The sequence below is a fragment of the Janthinobacterium sp. SUN073 genome, from assembly GCF_030397665.1.
In the GTDB taxonomy this organism is placed as follows: domain Bacteria; phylum Pseudomonadota; class Gammaproteobacteria; order Burkholderiales; family Burkholderiaceae_D; genus Janthinobacterium.
Genome location: NZ_JAPUBT010000001.1, coordinates 1,227,175 through 1,241,166, shown reverse-complemented (window position 1 = coordinate 1,241,166; position 13,992 = coordinate 1,227,175). Strand labels below are relative to the sequence as shown.

Annotated in this window: 12 protein-coding genes; 4 read left to right on the top strand and 8 right to left on the bottom strand. The window is 60.5% G+C overall.

Annotated features, from left to right (window positions below):
- Positions 1–123: 123 nt before the first annotated feature.
- From O0882_RS05640 to O0882_RS05625, 4 genes are all read left to right on the top strand, one after another.
- Complete coding sequence (locus O0882_RS05640) at positions 124–3,078, top strand: ribonucleoside-diphosphate reductase subunit alpha (protein WP_289946014.1); 2,955 nt, start codon at positions 124–126, stop codon at positions 3,076–3,078.
- A gap of 118 nt (positions 3,079–3,196) precedes the next feature.
- Positions 3,197–4,348, top strand: a complete 1,152-nt coding sequence (locus tag O0882_RS05635; RefSeq protein WP_141170714.1) for a ribonucleotide-diphosphate reductase subunit beta — start codon at positions 3,197–3,199, stop codon at positions 4,346–4,348.
- 739 nt (positions 4,349–5,087) lie between these two features.
- Positions 5,088–6,320: a hypothetical protein gene (locus tag O0882_RS05630; RefSeq protein ID WP_289946011.1), complete on the top strand. Its 1,233-nt coding sequence runs from the start codon at positions 5,088–5,090 to the stop codon at positions 6,318–6,320.
- 83 nt (positions 6,321–6,403) lie between these two features.
- On the top strand, positions 6,404–6,937 hold the full coding sequence (locus O0882_RS05625; protein ID WP_289946009.1) for a YggT family protein: 534 nt from the start codon (positions 6,404–6,406) through the stop codon (positions 6,935–6,937).
- Positions 6,938–7,054: 117 nt separating this feature from the next.
- Here the strand turns inward: O0882_RS05625 and O0882_RS05620 are convergent, their stop codons facing one another.
- From O0882_RS05620 to O0882_RS05585, 8 genes are all read right to left on the bottom strand, one after another.
- A complete protein-coding gene (locus O0882_RS05620; RefSeq protein ID WP_289946006.1) occupies positions 7,055–7,993 on the bottom strand; it encodes a carbohydrate kinase family protein in 939 nt (312 codons plus the stop codon).
- A gap of 11 nt (positions 7,994–8,004) precedes the next feature.
- Positions 8,005–9,243, bottom strand: a complete 1,239-nt coding sequence (locus O0882_RS05615) for a DUF3426 domain-containing protein (RefSeq protein ID WP_289946005.1) — start codon at positions 9,241–9,243, stop codon at positions 8,005–8,007.
- 8 nt (positions 9,244–9,251) lie between these two features.
- Entirely contained in the window at positions 9,252–10,196 is a 945-nt protein-coding gene (gene prmA / locus O0882_RS05610) for a 50S ribosomal protein L11 methyltransferase (RefSeq protein ID WP_289946003.1), read from the bottom strand.
- Positions 10,193–11,608, bottom strand: coding sequence for an acetyl-CoA carboxylase biotin carboxylase subunit (accC, locus tag O0882_RS05605; RefSeq protein WP_289946000.1), 1,416 nt, complete (start codon positions 11,606–11,608; stop codon positions 10,193–10,195). The genes prmA and accC overlap by 4 nt, the downstream gene beginning before the upstream one ends.
- A 101-nt stretch (positions 11,609–11,709) precedes the next feature.
- A complete protein-coding gene (gene accB, locus O0882_RS05600) occupies positions 11,710–12,168 on the bottom strand; it encodes an acetyl-CoA carboxylase biotin carboxyl carrier protein (RefSeq protein ID WP_096237829.1) in 459 nt (152 codons plus the stop codon).
- A 90-nt stretch (positions 12,169–12,258) separates the two neighbouring features.
- On the bottom strand, positions 12,259–12,696 hold the full coding sequence (aroQ, locus tag O0882_RS05595) for a type II 3-dehydroquinate dehydratase (RefSeq protein ID WP_100874447.1): 438 nt from the start codon (positions 12,694–12,696) through the stop codon (positions 12,259–12,261).
- An 82-nt stretch (positions 12,697–12,778) separates the two neighbouring features.
- The gene (locus tag O0882_RS05590; RefSeq protein WP_289945994.1) at positions 12,779–13,330 is read right to left on the bottom strand and encodes a TlpA disulfide reductase family protein; all 552 of its coding nucleotides are present in this window, start codon (positions 13,328–13,330) and stop codon (positions 12,779–12,781) included.
- A gap of 19 nt (positions 13,331–13,349) precedes the next feature.
- The gene (locus O0882_RS05585) at positions 13,350–13,988 is read right to left on the bottom strand and encodes a hypothetical protein (protein ID WP_289945990.1); all 639 of its coding nucleotides are present in this window, start codon (positions 13,986–13,988) and stop codon (positions 13,350–13,352) included.
- Positions 13,989–13,992: the final 4 nt, after the last annotated feature.

Below are 13,992 nucleotides of genomic sequence, written 5' to 3'. Positions count from 1 at the left end.
GCTGTATATAATTTACTATTTAGCAACAAATACCTGAAGAAACCCTGACCATCGGGCGTTCTATTCAACAACACACGCGGCAGCAAAACTGCAGGCTGACTTTAGCTGACAACGGGAGCTTCAATGCAATCACCACAAGATATTTCCATCCATCCAACGCCAGTATCGCCAGCGCCAGGCGCGGCCAATAGCGTGGCGAGCACGGGCGCGGCATTGGGCGACTATCGCATCATCCGCCGCAACGGCGCGGTGGTGGCATTTGAGCCTTCGAAGATCGCCATCGCCATGACCAAGGCGTTTTTGGCCGTTAACGGTGGCCAAGGCGCCGCTTCGGCACGCGTCCGCGAATTGGTGGAGCAACTGACCGACGGCGTCGTCGCCGCGCTGGTGCGCCGCCATCCGGGTGGCGGCACCTTCCATATCGAAGACGTGCAAGACCAGGTGGAACTGTCGCTGATGCGTTCGGGCGAGCACGACGTGGCGCGTGCCTACGTGCTGTACCGCGCCAAGCACATGGAAGAGCGCCGCTTGCAGAAGGAGGCGCTGGGCGCTTCCGCGCAAGTGACCGCACCCCAACTGAACGTCACTGACAACGGCGTGCGCCGCCTGCTGGACATGCAGGAAGTGCGCGACCTGATCAACGCCGCCTGCGCCGGCCTGGAAAAGCACGTCGATGCCGACGCCATCCTGGCTGAAACGGTGAAGAACCTGTACGACGGCGTGCCCGTCGAAGAGCTGCACAAGTCGGCCATCCTGGCGGCGCGCGCGCTGATGGAAAAAGATCCGGCCTACAGCCAGGTCACGGCTCGCATCCTGCTGCACACGGTGCGCAAGGAAGTGTTCGGCAAGGAAGTGCCGCAAGCGGCCGCCGCCGCCGAGTACCTGACGTATTTCCCGCAATATATCGCCAAGGGTATCGCCAACGATCTGCTGAACCCGGTACTTGCCAGTTTCGACCTGGAACGCCTGGCCAAGGCCATCGTTGCCGACCGCGACTTGCAATTCGGCTACATCGGCCTGCAAACGCTGTATGACCGCTACTTCCTGCACATCCATGACGTGCGCATCGAAATGCCGCAGGCGTTCTACATGCGCGTGGCCATGGGCCTGTCGCTGAACGAAGCGGACCGCGAAGCGCGCACCATCGAGTTCTACAATCTGCTGTCCTCGTTCGACTTCATGAGCTCGACGCCGACCCTGTTCAACTCCGGCACCCTGCGTTCGCAGCTGTCGTCGTGCTATCTGAGCACCGTCTCGGACGACCTGGAAGGCATCTACGACGCCATCAAGGACAACGCGTTGCTGGCCAAGTACGCCGGCGGCCTGGGCAACGACTGGACGCCAGTGCGCGCCCTGGGCGCCCACATCAAGGGCACCAACGGCAAGTCGCAAGGCGTGGTGCCGTTCCTGAAAGTGGTCAACGATACGGCCGTGGCAGTCAACCAGGGCGGCAAGCGCAAGGGCGCCGTCTGCGCCTACCTGGAAACCTGGCACATGGACATCGAGGAATTCCTCGACCTGCGCAAGAACACGGGCGACGACCGCCGCCGCACGCACGACATGAACACGGCGAACTGGATTCCCGACATGTTCATGAAGCGCGTCATGGAAAAAGGCGAATGGACCCTGTTCTCGCCATCCGAAACGCCGGATTTGCACGACCTGGTCGGCAAGGCTTTTGAAAAGGCTTACCTGGGCTACGAAGCCAAGGCAGCCGCCGGCGAAATGCGTTCGTTCAAGAAGATCGCGGCGCTGGACCTGTGGCGCAAGATGCTGTCGATGCTGTTTGAAACGGGCCACCCATGGATCACGTTCAAGGATCCTTGCAACATCCGCAGCCCGCAGTCGCACGTCGGTGTCGTCCACAGCTCGAACCTGTGCACGGAAATCACACTGAACACGGGCCCTGACGAAATCGCCGTCTGCAACCTCGGTTCCGTGAACATGCCGGCGCACATGAAGGAAGGCAAGCTCGATCACGTCAAGCTGGCCAAGACCGTGCGCACCGCCATGCGCATGCTCGACAACGTCATCGACATCAATTACTACGCCGTCGAGAAGGCGCGCAATTCGAACATGCGCCACCGTCCGGTCGGCATGGGCGTGATGGGCTTCCAGGACTGCCTGCACATGATGCGCATTCCGTTCGCCTCGGACGCCGCCGTCAGCTTCGCCGACACCTCGATGGAAGCGGTGTGCTACTACGCCTACCTGGCGTCGACGGAACTGGCCGAAGAACGCGGCCGCTATGAATCGTATGCCGGTTCGCTGTGGGACCGTGGCATCCTGCCGCAGGACTCGGTGAAACTGCTGGCCGAAGAGCGCGGCGGCTACCTGGAAGTCGATTCCTCGTCGGCCATGGATTGGACCCCGGTGCGCGAACGCATCGCCAAGTTCGGCATGCGCAACTCGAACTGCGTGGCGATCGCCCCGACGGCGACGATTTCGAACATCATCGGCGTATCGGCCTGTATCGAGCCGACGTTCCAGAACCTGTATGTGAAATCGAACCTGTCGGGCGAATTCACCGAGATCAACGGCTACCTGGTGCGCGACCTGAAGGCGCGCGACCTGTGGGATGAAGTCATGATCTCCGACCTGAAGTACTTCGACGGTTCGCTGGTGAAGATCGACCGCATCCCGCAAGACTTGCGCGACATCTACGCCACCGCCTTTGAAGTATCGCCAAGCTGGCTGGTGGAAGCGGCTTCGCGTCGCCAGAAGTGGATCGACCAGGCCCAGTCGCTGAACATCTACATGGCTGGCGCGTCGGGCAAGAAGCTCGACGAGACCTACAAGCTGGCATGGCTGCGTGGCCTGAAAACCACCTACTACCTGCGTACCATCGCCGCTACCCACATGGAGAAATCGACCTCCAAGACGGGTGCCCTGAACGCCGTGGCAGTCGATGGCGGCATGTCGGCCAGCGCCCAGAGCGCCCAGGCAGCGGTCGTGGCGGCAGCCGCTGCCGCCGTGGTGGCGCCCGTGGTGGCAGCTGCAGCGGACGACGCCGATGGCGAAGCCTGCTACCTGCGTCCGGGGGATGACGGCTTTGAGGAATGCGAAGCCTGCCAGTAATATTTTAGTTGTCAGCCCAGAACTTCTGGGCTGATTCAATGTTGTTAATGTCCGCATTGTCCGATACAACGGGCCTGTTGCGGATCGCCGGCTCGCCGGCATGGAAAGGAAGAAGATTATGTCGTTGTCCTGGGATGATGAAACCACGTCGGCAGCTGTGCCGCGTCCGGCGCAGCAAGCGCCATTGGGAAATACCGAATTGAACCTGCCGGCCGGTGCCGAGCCGTCCGAAGCGAACGCCGAGCAAGTGGCGCGCCGCGTGAATGCCGACGACAAGCGCATCATCAACGGCAAGACGGACGTCAACCAGCTGGTGCCGTTCAAGTACAAGTGGGCGTGGGACAAATACCTGGCCGGCTGCGCCAACCACTGGATGCCGCAGGAAGTGAATATGCAGCGCGATATCGAGCTGTGGAAGAACCCGAACGGCCTGACGGACGACGAGCGCCGCCTGGTCAAGCGCAACCTGGGCTTCTTCGTGACGGCTGACTCGCTGGCCGCCAACAACATCGTGCTGGGCACCTACCGCCACATCACGGCGCCGGAATGCCGCCAGTACCTGCTGCGCCAGGCGTTCGAGGAAGCGATCCATACGCACGCCTACCAGTACATCGTCGAGTCGCTGGGGCTGGACGAAGGCGAGATCTTCAACGCCTACAACGAAGTCAAGTCGATCCGCGACAAGGATGAATTCCTGATCCCGTTCATCAACACGCTGACCGACCCCGCGTTCACCACCGGCACGGTGGAAAACGACCAGAAGCTGCTGAAGTCCCTGATCGTGTTTGCCTGCCTGATGGAAGGCCTGTTCTTCTACGTCGGCTTCACGCAGATCCTGGCGCTGGGCCGCCAGAACAAGATGATGGGCGCTGCCGAGCAGTACCAGTACATCCTGCGCGACGAATCGATGCACTGCAACTTCGGCATCGACTTGATCAACACGATCAAGATGGAAAATCCGCTGCTGTGGACGGCCGAATTCCGCGAAGAGATCAAAGTGCTGTTCATGCAAGCCGTGGAGCTGGAATACGCGTACGCGGAAGACACCATGCCACGCGGCGTGCTGGGTCTGAACGCACCGATGTTCAAGGGCTATCTGCGCTTCATCGCCAACCGCCGCGCGCAGCAGATCGGCCTCGAGCCGCTGTTCGCCCAGGAAGAAAATCCGTTCCCGTGGATGAGCGAAATGATCGACATGAAGAAGGAACGCAACTTCTTCGAGACGCGCGTGACCGAGTACCAAACGGGTGGTGCGCTGAACTGGGAATAAGCGTTTTTTCTGTCAACGCCAGGAAGCGCCGTCATCGTGACGGCGCTTTTTTTTCGCCTGCATGGCGGCGGAAAAATGCATGCTTCATGCAGCGTTGCGACGAGGCTTGCGCCAGGATTTTCGCCTGCCGCGAATGGACGCATGGCGGGCCCAAAAAATCATTTCAGGACACGCTGGCGGCGGCATTTGCCGCGCGATTGTGCGATAGCACGCGTAACGTGCAAAAAAGCGGGCGAAAACGTGTCGTGCCGGTTGCGCATTGACAAGGTTTTCGTGTACTTTATGAGATTGCAAATGCGAGCGTTAGAATGCGGGGTTTTTTAACCAGCGCGGTAGCGAAAAAAGCTCGCAAAACAGGGATACAGATTTACACGGATATGCACAAAACCACACCGTTTTCGTCTGCCGCCGTGCCCGAATTTTTTCAGGCATGGCGGTTTTTTATTTGACGCATGGGTGTTGTGGCGAGCGCGATGCGAGGAGCGAAAAAACGCACGGCATCGAAAACGAATGACCGAATTCAGACTTTGCCACCAGCTGCGAGATAAAGCAGGGTGGCACCGACGATGGCTGAAGTGCTGCAAACGTGAGGAGTTGCAGCAGTTCAGCTGGTGCCGAATTCATTAGCGCAAACGACCGTTTGTGCCGATGAATAATTCGCCTGGCCTATCCCTGTGGTGGGTCGGACGGGTTTAAATCTTGTAGCTTAAATTTCTCATCTCAGATGAAGGAGAGACAAATGGCAACAGCCGCTAAGAAATCAGAAGTAAAGAAACCAGCCGCCAAGGCTGCTCCTGCCGCGAAGAAGCCGGCAGCCGCAGTCAAGACGGTTGCCGCTAAACCAGCTGCCAAAGCCGCAGCGAAACCAGCCGCCAAACCAGTCGCCAAAGCCGCAGCCAAGCCTGCAGCAAAAGTGGCTGCCAAGCCGGCAGCAAAAGTGGCCGCCAAGCCAGTAGCCAAAGCCGCAGCGAAACCGGCGGCCAAGGCAGCAGCTAAGCCGGCAACTAAGCCGGCAGCCAAGCCGGCAGCCAAGCCAGCCGCGAAAGTGGCAGCGAAACCTGCCGCCAAGGCAGCAGCCAAGCCTGTCGCGAAAAAAGCCGTTGCCAAGCCGGCCGCCAAGCCAGCAGCAAAAGCCGCAGCAAAACCAGTGGCCAAGGCAGCAGCCAAGCCAGCCGTGAAAAAAGCCGCAGCGAAACCTGCCGCCAAACCGGTCGCCAAGGCAGCAGCCAAGCCAGCAGCGAAAAAAGTCGTCGCCAAGGCAGCAGCCAAGCCGGCCGCCAAAGCAGCAGCGAAGCCAGCAGCCAAAGCTGCAGCCAAGCCAGCGGCCAAGGTAGCAGCGAAGCCAGCAGCAAAAGCGGCAGCCAAGCCAGCCGCCAAGGCAGCAGCGAAAAAAGCCGTTGCCAAGCCGGTAGCCAAAGCAGCAGCCAAGCCAGCAGCGAAAGCCGCAGCGAAACCTGCCGCCAAAGCAGTAGCGAAGCCAGCAGCCAAGCCAGCAGCGAAAAAAGTCGTCGCCAAGCCAGCAGCGAAAGCCGCAGCGAAGCCGGCAGCCAAAGCTGCAGCCAAGCCAGCGGCCAAGGTGGCAGCCAAGCCGGTAGCGAAAGTTGCCGCCAAGCCAGCAGCTAAAGTAGCCGCCAAACCGGTCGCCAAAGCAGCAGCGAAACCTGTCGTCAAGGTCGCAGCGAAACCTGCAGCCAAGCCAGCAGCCAAGGTAGCAGCCAAGCCAGCAGCGAAAGCCGCAGCGAAACCTGCCGCCAAGCCAGCCGCAGCGCCAGTCGTGGCAGCTGCACCGGCAGCAGCGGCACCTGCCGCCGTGGTCGCCAAGCCAGCCGCCAAGAAGGCCGCGCCTAAAAAGGCCGCACCGAAGAAGGCAGCGCCTGTCGCCAAGCCATCGGCACCTATCGCACCTGTAGCAAAAACCGTGTTGGCACCGGCTGCAGCCTGGCCATTCCCAACCAGCACCCGCCCATCGTAATTCTGACGATACGGGTGCCTGGATGAGGCAACACGCCGCTGTGTGACTCAATCACACAGCGGTTTTTTTTTGGAGAATTAGTCGTGCTGATCGTTATCCTTACATTGATCGTTGATACCATTGCCACCTTGCTGGGCGGCGTATTGCTGCTGCGCTTCTGGATGCAGGCGGTGCGCGTGCGGCCCCCCTCGTCGGTGGCGCAATTCACGTTTCAATTGTCCGACTGGCTGGTGCGCCCCCTGCGCCGCGTGGTGCCGGGCGTGGGCGGGTATGACTGGGCCAGCCTGATCGGCGCCTTCCTGATCGTGCTGCTGGCCAGTTCGGTCCTGTTTATTTCCGGTGCTCCCGTCGAAGTGGTGCTGCTCAAGTCGCTGCAACGCTTTTTGCAATGGATACTCTACGGTTTCATGGCCTTGCTGATCATCGAAGCCATCTTCAGCTGGGTCAACCCGCATGCGCCGCTGGCGCCGTTTGTACGGGCCCTGAACGAGCCGCTGCTGCGTCCGCTCCGCAAGGTCGTGCCGCTGATCGGCAGCCTAGACTTGTCGCTGCTGGTGGCGCTGATTCTGTTGCAGATCGCGCAGGTGCTGGTGGGGATGATTATTGTGCTGAGGTAACGGTGATGGTGGCGTGGGTCGGGTTAGCGTAGCGTAACCCGACATCACCCGCGATGCCAATGATGTTGTCGGATTACGCGTGGCTGCGCCCCGCTAATCCGACCTACGACCTACATATTAATAGCGGTAACCGAACGCCGCTTCGAACTGGTCGGCGATGCTTTCTGGCGTAAACACATGGTTTTGCGCGCCCTGCGTGGCGATTTTAATCGCGCCCAGCAGGCTGGCCAGACGGCCGCTGGTTTCCCAGCCCAGGTCGTTGGTGATGCCGAACAGCAAGCCAGCACGGTAGGCGTCGCCGCAACCGGTCGGGTCCAGCACTTCCTTGGCGGCCACGACAGGAATGTCGATGCGCTTGCCGTCCGTATAGATTTCCGACCCTTTTTCGCCACGCGTGACGATCAGCGCGTCCAGGCGGCTGGCGATCTCCGGCAGGGTCAAGCCCGTGCGTTCCATCAACATTTCCATTTCATAATCGTTGGCCGACACATACGTGGCTTTGTTGATGAAGTCGATCAACTGGTCGCCATTGAAGCGTGGCAACTGTTGACCCGGGTCGAACATGAAGGGGATGCCCAGCTCGGCCAGGTCGGCGGCGTGCTTGAGCATGCCCTGGTCGCCGTCGGGCGAAATGATGGCAACCTTGGCCGGGCCCGCATTGGCGACCGGGTTTTCATGTGCGAACGACATGGCGCCCGGGTGGAAGGCATTGATCTGGTTATTGTCCGCATCGGCCGTGACGAAGCACTGCGCGTTGTAGCTGTCGGCCTTGATCAGGATGTTGGCGGTGGAAATGCCCAGCTTTTGCAGGCGTTCCAGGTAGGCGGCGCTGTCCTGGCCCATGACGCCGACGATGCGCGGGTCGCCGCCCAGCATTTTCAGGCTGTAGGCGATGTTGCCCGAGCAGCCGCCGAACTCCGTGCGCATGGTGGGCACGAGGAAGGACACGTTCACCTTGTGCAATTGGTCGGCCAGCAGGGATTCACCGAAGCGGCCGGGGAATTGCATGATGGTGTCGGTGGCGAGCGAGCCGCAGATCAGCGATGTGTTGGTCATGATAGTGTCGGTTAAGGGTAAAAGATGGCGATATGGTAACCAGACGCCGTGAGCTGGTCTAATGCAAAGTACAGTTTGATGGTTTGTTCCGAGCGCGCCGCAAAACCCTTGCTCACATCGATAGTGGCCGGCAGATAGTCGCGCGGCGCGATGACACGGCGCAAGAGCGGCTTGTCGTTGGCATCGTTGAGTATCAGTTCGATGCTGGGCCAGGCTTGCACGCTGCGGCTCTGGTTGCGCAGCAGCGAGACGTAGGAAAAGGTTTGTTCCTTGATGGTTTGCAATTCACCCTGTTCGATGGACAGCGCTTCGATCTGCGCCGGCAAGTCGACCTGGCAGCCACTGAGCTTGCACAGCGCGACCAGGGTCGGCTTCCACTGCGGGAACTGCGCCGCCAGCGGATTGCGGAAGGTGGTCATCACTTGCAGCAATAACAGGAGCAGCAGCAGCACCGAGCCGATGGCCATGGCCGCGCGCAAGGCCTTGCCGCTCTGTTCGCGGCGCCGGCCCTGGATCACAAAGGCCGGTTCGTCGTCGGCTGGCGCCACTGCCGTTTCCTCGGCCTCGGCCTGAATCGCTGGCTCGGGCGTAACAGGGGCGGGCAGTGGTTCAAATGTGTGGTCGGCCAAGGTCGGTTCCAAACGCGTGGGCGCAGACGCGACGGGCACGGGTTTGTCCAGGCTGACTTTGTCGATGGCAGGCAATGCTGGGGCGGCCTCGGTTTCCAGGCTCGATTCGCGGCGGCTGTCGCGCAAATACGTGGCGAAGGCGGGGGCGTCATCGACCTGGCGGCGCTTGAACGGTGCCATCGGCTGGGGCAGCGGCGCTTCCGCTGCTTCGGCCGGTGGCATGACAGGGGCGGCGACAGGCGCGTCAGCCAGCGCCTCGTCGGGCAGGCTGACGTCGAGGTCCAGCTCGATGTGCTCGCCGTCGTCTTCCTTGAGCTGCGCCGTTGGCGGCAAGATGCCGAACGGGTCGAACGAGGTGTCGAAGTCGAGAGAATAGATGGGTTCGTCGTCCGTGGCGGACGGCAGGCTGGTGTCGGCCGGATACGTGGTCGACAGCGCGGCGGCAGCGCCGGGGCCGGACGTTAAAAACGGCGATGCCGCGGCTGGATCGACCAGCGCGGCATTGCCGTCAAAGACTTCCCTGCACGTGCCACAGCGCACGATGCCCCCACGTAACTTCAACTGGTCAGCAGCGACCCGAAATATCGTGTTGCAATGGGGGCATTTGGTGGCGAGGGCCATTGCTGTGCTTATGCACCTTCCGCGCGGGACGCAGGCGCTTGCGTGCTGCCCAGGCGGCCATGCAGGGCCACCCAGCCATCTTGCTCGGCCCACACACCCAGTTCGATGAACGGTGCGTAGGCCGCGGCCACTTCTTCGGCCTGGCGTGCCAGCACGCCGGACAGGATCAGCGCGCCGCCGGCGGCAACACGGCCCGACAGCATGGGCGCCATCAGCTTCAAGGGGCTCGACAGGATGTTGGCGACGACGATGTCAAACTTGACCGTGGCGTGTGCCGACGTGGCAAACGTGTCTGGCAAGAAATATTCGATTTCGCACTGGTTGCGTTCGGCATTCAAGCCAGCCGATTCGATCGCTTGCGGGTCGATATCGACACCGACCACGGTTTGCGCGTCCAGCTTCTTGGCCACCATGGCCAGGATGCCGGAGCCGCAACCGTAGTCGAGCACGCTCTTGCCAGGAGCGGGATTGGCTTCCAGCCATTCCATGCATAGCCGCGTGGTCGGATGGCTGCCCGTGCCGAAAGCCAGGCCCGGGTCCAGTTCCAGGATCAGGCCGTCAGGATCCGGTGCCTCGTGCCAGCTGGGCACGACCCAGATATTCTTGCCGATATGAATCGGGGCGAATTGCGACTGGGTCAGGCGCACCCAGTCCTGCTCTTCCACGGGGCGCATGGTAAAGGCGGGAACTTCCGCCATGCCGACTGCTGCGGCGGCTGCAGCCACGATGGCGGCCTGGTCGGCGTCGACGTCGGTCAGCGCCACCACGCGGCTGCGTTCCCACGCCGCTTCCTTCGGTTCCATGCCGGGCTCGCCAAACAGGGGCTGCTCGGCATCCGTGCCTTCATCGGCGTCTTCCACCGAGACCGACAGGGCGCCCGCTTCCATCAAGGCGTCGGACATGGCCTCGGCGTTGTCACGGGCGATTTCGATGACGATTTCCGTCCAGCTCATGCGCCCGCCTTGATTTCGGATTTCTTGGCGATGCTGGGGCTGCCGCCATTCAGGTTCTTGCCCAGGTCCGGCATGTCGGCCAGTTTCTGTTCCAGATAGTGAATGTTGGTGCCGCCTTCGATGAAGCGTGCGTCGATCATCAGTTCGCGGTGCAGGGCGATATTCGTGTTGATGCCTTCGACCACCATTTCGGACAGCGCGATCTGCATGCGGCGGATCGCTTGCTCGCGCGTGGCGCCGTAAGCGATCACTTTGCCGATCATCGAGTCGTAGTGCGGCGGCACGTAGTAACCGGCGTAGGCGTGCGAGTCGACGCGGATACCAGGGCCGCCCGGCGCATGCCACGAGACGATCTTGCCTGGCGATGGCGTGAACTTGAACGGATCTTCGGCATTGATGCGGCACTCGATGGCGTGGCCCGACAGCAAGACGTCGCGCTGGCGGAAACGCAGTTTTTCGCCAGCGGCGATGCGGATCTGTTCTTGCACGATGTCGATGCCGGTGATCATCTCGGTGACGGGATGTTCCACTTGCACGCGGGTATTCATTTCAATGAAATAGAACTCGCCGTTTTCGTACAGGAATTCAAACGTGCCGGCGCCGCGGTAGCCGATCTTGCGGCAGGCTTCGGCGCAACGGTCGCCGATTTTCTCGATGAGTTTGCGCGGGATGCCCGGCGCTGGTGCTTCTTCGATCACTTTCTGGTGGCGGCGCTGCATGGAGCAGTCGCGCTCGCCCAGCCAGACGGCGTTCTTGTGTTCGTCGGCAAGGATCTGGATTTCCACGTGGCGCGGATTTTCCAGGTACTTCTCCATATACACTTCAGGGTTGCCGAAAGCCGTGCCGGCTTCCGTCTTGGTCATCGACACGGCGTTGATCAGGGCAGCTTCCGTGTGCACGACGCGCATGCCGCGTCCGCCACCGCCGCCAGCGGCCTTGATGATGACCGGGTAGCCGACCTTGCGGGCAATTTGCACGATCGCTTTCGGATCGTCCGGCAATGCACCTTCCGAGCCGGGCACGCACGGTACGCCGGCCTTGATCATGGTTTGCTTGGCCGACACTTTGTCGCCCATCAAACGGATCGATTCGGAGCGTGGGCCGATGAAGACGAAGCCCGATTTTTCGACGCGTTCGGCAAAGTCGGCGTTTTCCGACAGGAAGCCATAGCCTGGGTGAATCGCTTGTGCATCCGTCACTTCAGCGGCGCTGATAATGGCGGGCATGTTCAGGTAGCTCAGGGCCGACTGTGCCGGGCCGATACAAACGGATTCGTCGGCCAGCTTGACGTATTTTGCGTCCTTGTCGGCTTCGGAGTGGACTACAACCGTTTTAATGCCCATTTCGCGGCAGGCGCGCTGAATACGGAGGGCAATTTCACCACGGTTGGCAATCAGGATTTTTTCAAACATGGTAGGTTCGCGTATGTCTGTGAGAGCCGGCGAGCCGGCGAAACAACAAGTGTGAGGGGCTAAAACTGCAAACGGCCGTTGCCGGCCGTGTGGACTGGGTTTTAGCCGATCACAAACAAGGGTTGACCGAATTCGACCGGCTGGCCGTTTTCGACCAGGATCTGGGTCACGACGCCGGCTTTATCGGAGTCGATTTCATTCAGGAGCTTCATCGCTTCGATGATGCACAGGGTATCACCTTCCTTGACGGCCGAGCCCACTTCAACATAGGCGGCGCTGCCAGGAGCGGAGGAGCGGTAGAAGGTGCCAACCATCGGCGACTTGACCACATAGCCCGTAGGCTCGGCGGCGACGACTGCGGCCGCTGGCGCAGGCGCGGCTGGCGCGGCTGGCTGGTAGTGGGCTTGCATGCCTTGCGGCTGCATCATGACCATCTGGTTTTGCGGCATGGCCGACGATTTGACGATGCGAACCTTGCTTTCGCCTTCGGTCACTTCCAGCTCTGCGATATCCGATTCGGCGACCAGGTCGATCAAGGTCTTGAGTTTTCGTAGATCCATGTAAAACCCCTAGGAATGTAGTTTGTTTTATGAGTGATGCGGTGATGTCCAGAACCTATCGCCGCGCTAAATGCGTGCAGATCGCGTAGATTAACGTTTTTTAAGCGCAAAGTCGATGGCAAACCGATATCCATCGATACCTAGCCCGCAGATCGTCCCCTGCGCGATCGCGCTGAGAAATGAGTGATGTCGAAACGTTTCGCGTTGATAAATATTCGAGATATGGACTTCCACGAACGGGATGGCGACCCCGGCCAGCGCATCGCGCAAGGCAACGCTGGTATGGGTCAGGCCGCCCGGATTGATGACGATGGCATCGATCCCTTCCGCTCGCGCGGCATGGATGCGGTCGATCAATGCGCCTTCATGGTTGCTTTGAAAGCAGATCAGGTCGGCACCGGCCGCCATGGCTTGCGCCATTGCTGCCTGCTCGATATCGGCCAAGGTGCTGGCGCCGTAGACCTCTGGCTCGCGCGTTCCCAGCAAATTCAGGTTGGGACCGTTGAGCAGAAGGAGGTTTTTTGCCATGTATGGAAGACCGTTTTAGCGAAAGTTCCGCATTTTGCCGCCAAAGATACGCATTGGCAAGAGAAAAAAGCACGCTCCGAATTTACAATTTATCCAGATCGGCGCGCAACTGATCAAATTTCAAGCGGCCCAGATAGGTCTTTTTGACTTCGCCATCGGCGCCGATCAGCACCGTAAAGGGCAAACCGCCCGTGGCATTGCCAAAATGACGCGACAGGTCGGTGCCGCTCAGACCGGACACATACACAGGATAGGCGATCTTGACCTTGCTGGCAAAAGTGGCAATATTACTGGCCGAATCGATACCGATACCGATCACTTGCAGGTTTTTCGCCGCATAGTGGCCTTGTACTTCGGATAACTCCGGCATTTCTTCCACGCAAGGCGGGCACCAGGGCGCCCAGAAATTTACCAGCAGGTTTTTTCCTTTCCATTGCGACAAGGCTTGCGTGGCGCCCGCCGCGTCCGGCAGGGACAGCGCATACAGTTCGTTGACGGGGCCCGTCGCGCCGGGCGCGATGGTCGTCGTCAGCGGTCCCGCTTTTGCTTTCTCTTTATGCATGCCCACGTAGGCGCCCATGCCGCCAAACATCAGCGCGACGATGGCGCAGCCGATCCAATTCTTTTTTGTCATAACTTTATCTATATCAATGTTAGTCGGCAGCCGGCACGCCATCGGCAAGGCTGGCGGCCAGCAGGCTGCGCAGCCCGGCGATGTCGGTGCGCAGCACCTTGCCGTCCGCCTTGGCTTTCAGTGCGCCGCGCATATCGTCGAGCTCATACATGGCTGCGTGCACGCCTTCGTTTCTCCACAAGAAACTGGCTGTCTCGACCGCATCATAACGCGCTCCCTTGAAATGCGGGCTTTCCGACATGTCGAGCACGACATTTTTATTCAGCAGGAAGATGTGGATTTCCTTGGCGCTCTCGGCAAACAGCTGCAAATAGATCTCGTCGTGGGGGCCGGCCGTGCCATTGAGCACGGGGCCGCTGAGCAGGGGATGAAATTGTTGCAACGCTTCCATGACCTGCAGCGCGATCGTGCGCAGCTGGAACAGGCGCGCCGGCTGGCTGTCGGCCAGGAACAGGGCATTGTATTGCCGCACCTGTTCTTCGATCATGTCGTTGTCAGGTAGTACCTGGGGCCGGTTCGGCGCGTCGCCCAGGACTTGCCGTGCCGCCTTGCGCTTGGCATTGCCATAATCGGCGCCATCCTGCGCCACGAGGCGTGCGGCAGCGGCGGCGATTTCCTGGCGCAGCTGCGCGCTATCGTCAAATGCATCGTTCGTCATGAGC

Coding starts and splice junctions, on each gene's coding strand:
- O0882_RS05590 (WP_289945994.1), bottom strand. CDS start 13,330: ATGACAAAAAAGAATTGGATCGGCTGCGCCATCGTCGCGCTGATGTTT.
- O0882_RS05635 (WP_141170714.1), top strand. CDS start 3,197: ATGTCGTTGTCCTGGGATGATGAAACCACGTCGGCAGCTGTGCCGCGT.
- accB (WP_096237829.1), bottom strand. CDS start 12,168: ATGGATCTACGAAAACTCAAGACCTTGATCGACCTGGTCGCCGAATCG.
- O0882_RS05585 (WP_289945990.1), bottom strand. CDS start 13,988: ATGACGAACGATGCATTTGACGATAGCGCGCAGCTGCGCCAGGAAATC.
- prmA (WP_289946003.1), bottom strand. CDS start 10,196: ATGAGCTGGACGGAAATCGTCATCGAAATCGCCCGTGACAACGCCGAG.
- O0882_RS05620 (WP_289946006.1), bottom strand. CDS start 7,993: ATGACCAACACATCGCTGATCTGCGGCTCGCTCGCCACCGACACCATC.
- O0882_RS05630 (WP_289946011.1), top strand. CDS start 5,088: ATGGCAACAGCCGCTAAGAAATCAGAAGTAAAGAAACCAGCCGCCAAG.
- accC (WP_289946000.1), bottom strand. CDS start 11,608: ATGTTTGAAAAAATCCTGATTGCCAACCGTGGTGAAATTGCCCTCCGT.
- O0882_RS05640 (WP_289946014.1), top strand. CDS start 124: ATGCAATCACCACAAGATATTTCCATCCATCCAACGCCAGTATCGCCA.
- O0882_RS05615 (WP_289946005.1), bottom strand. CDS start 9,243: ATGGCCCTCGCCACCAAATGCCCCCATTGCAACACGATATTTCGGGTC.
- aroQ (WP_100874447.1), bottom strand. CDS start 12,696: ATGGCAAAAAACCTCCTTCTGCTCAACGGTCCCAACCTGAATTTGCTG.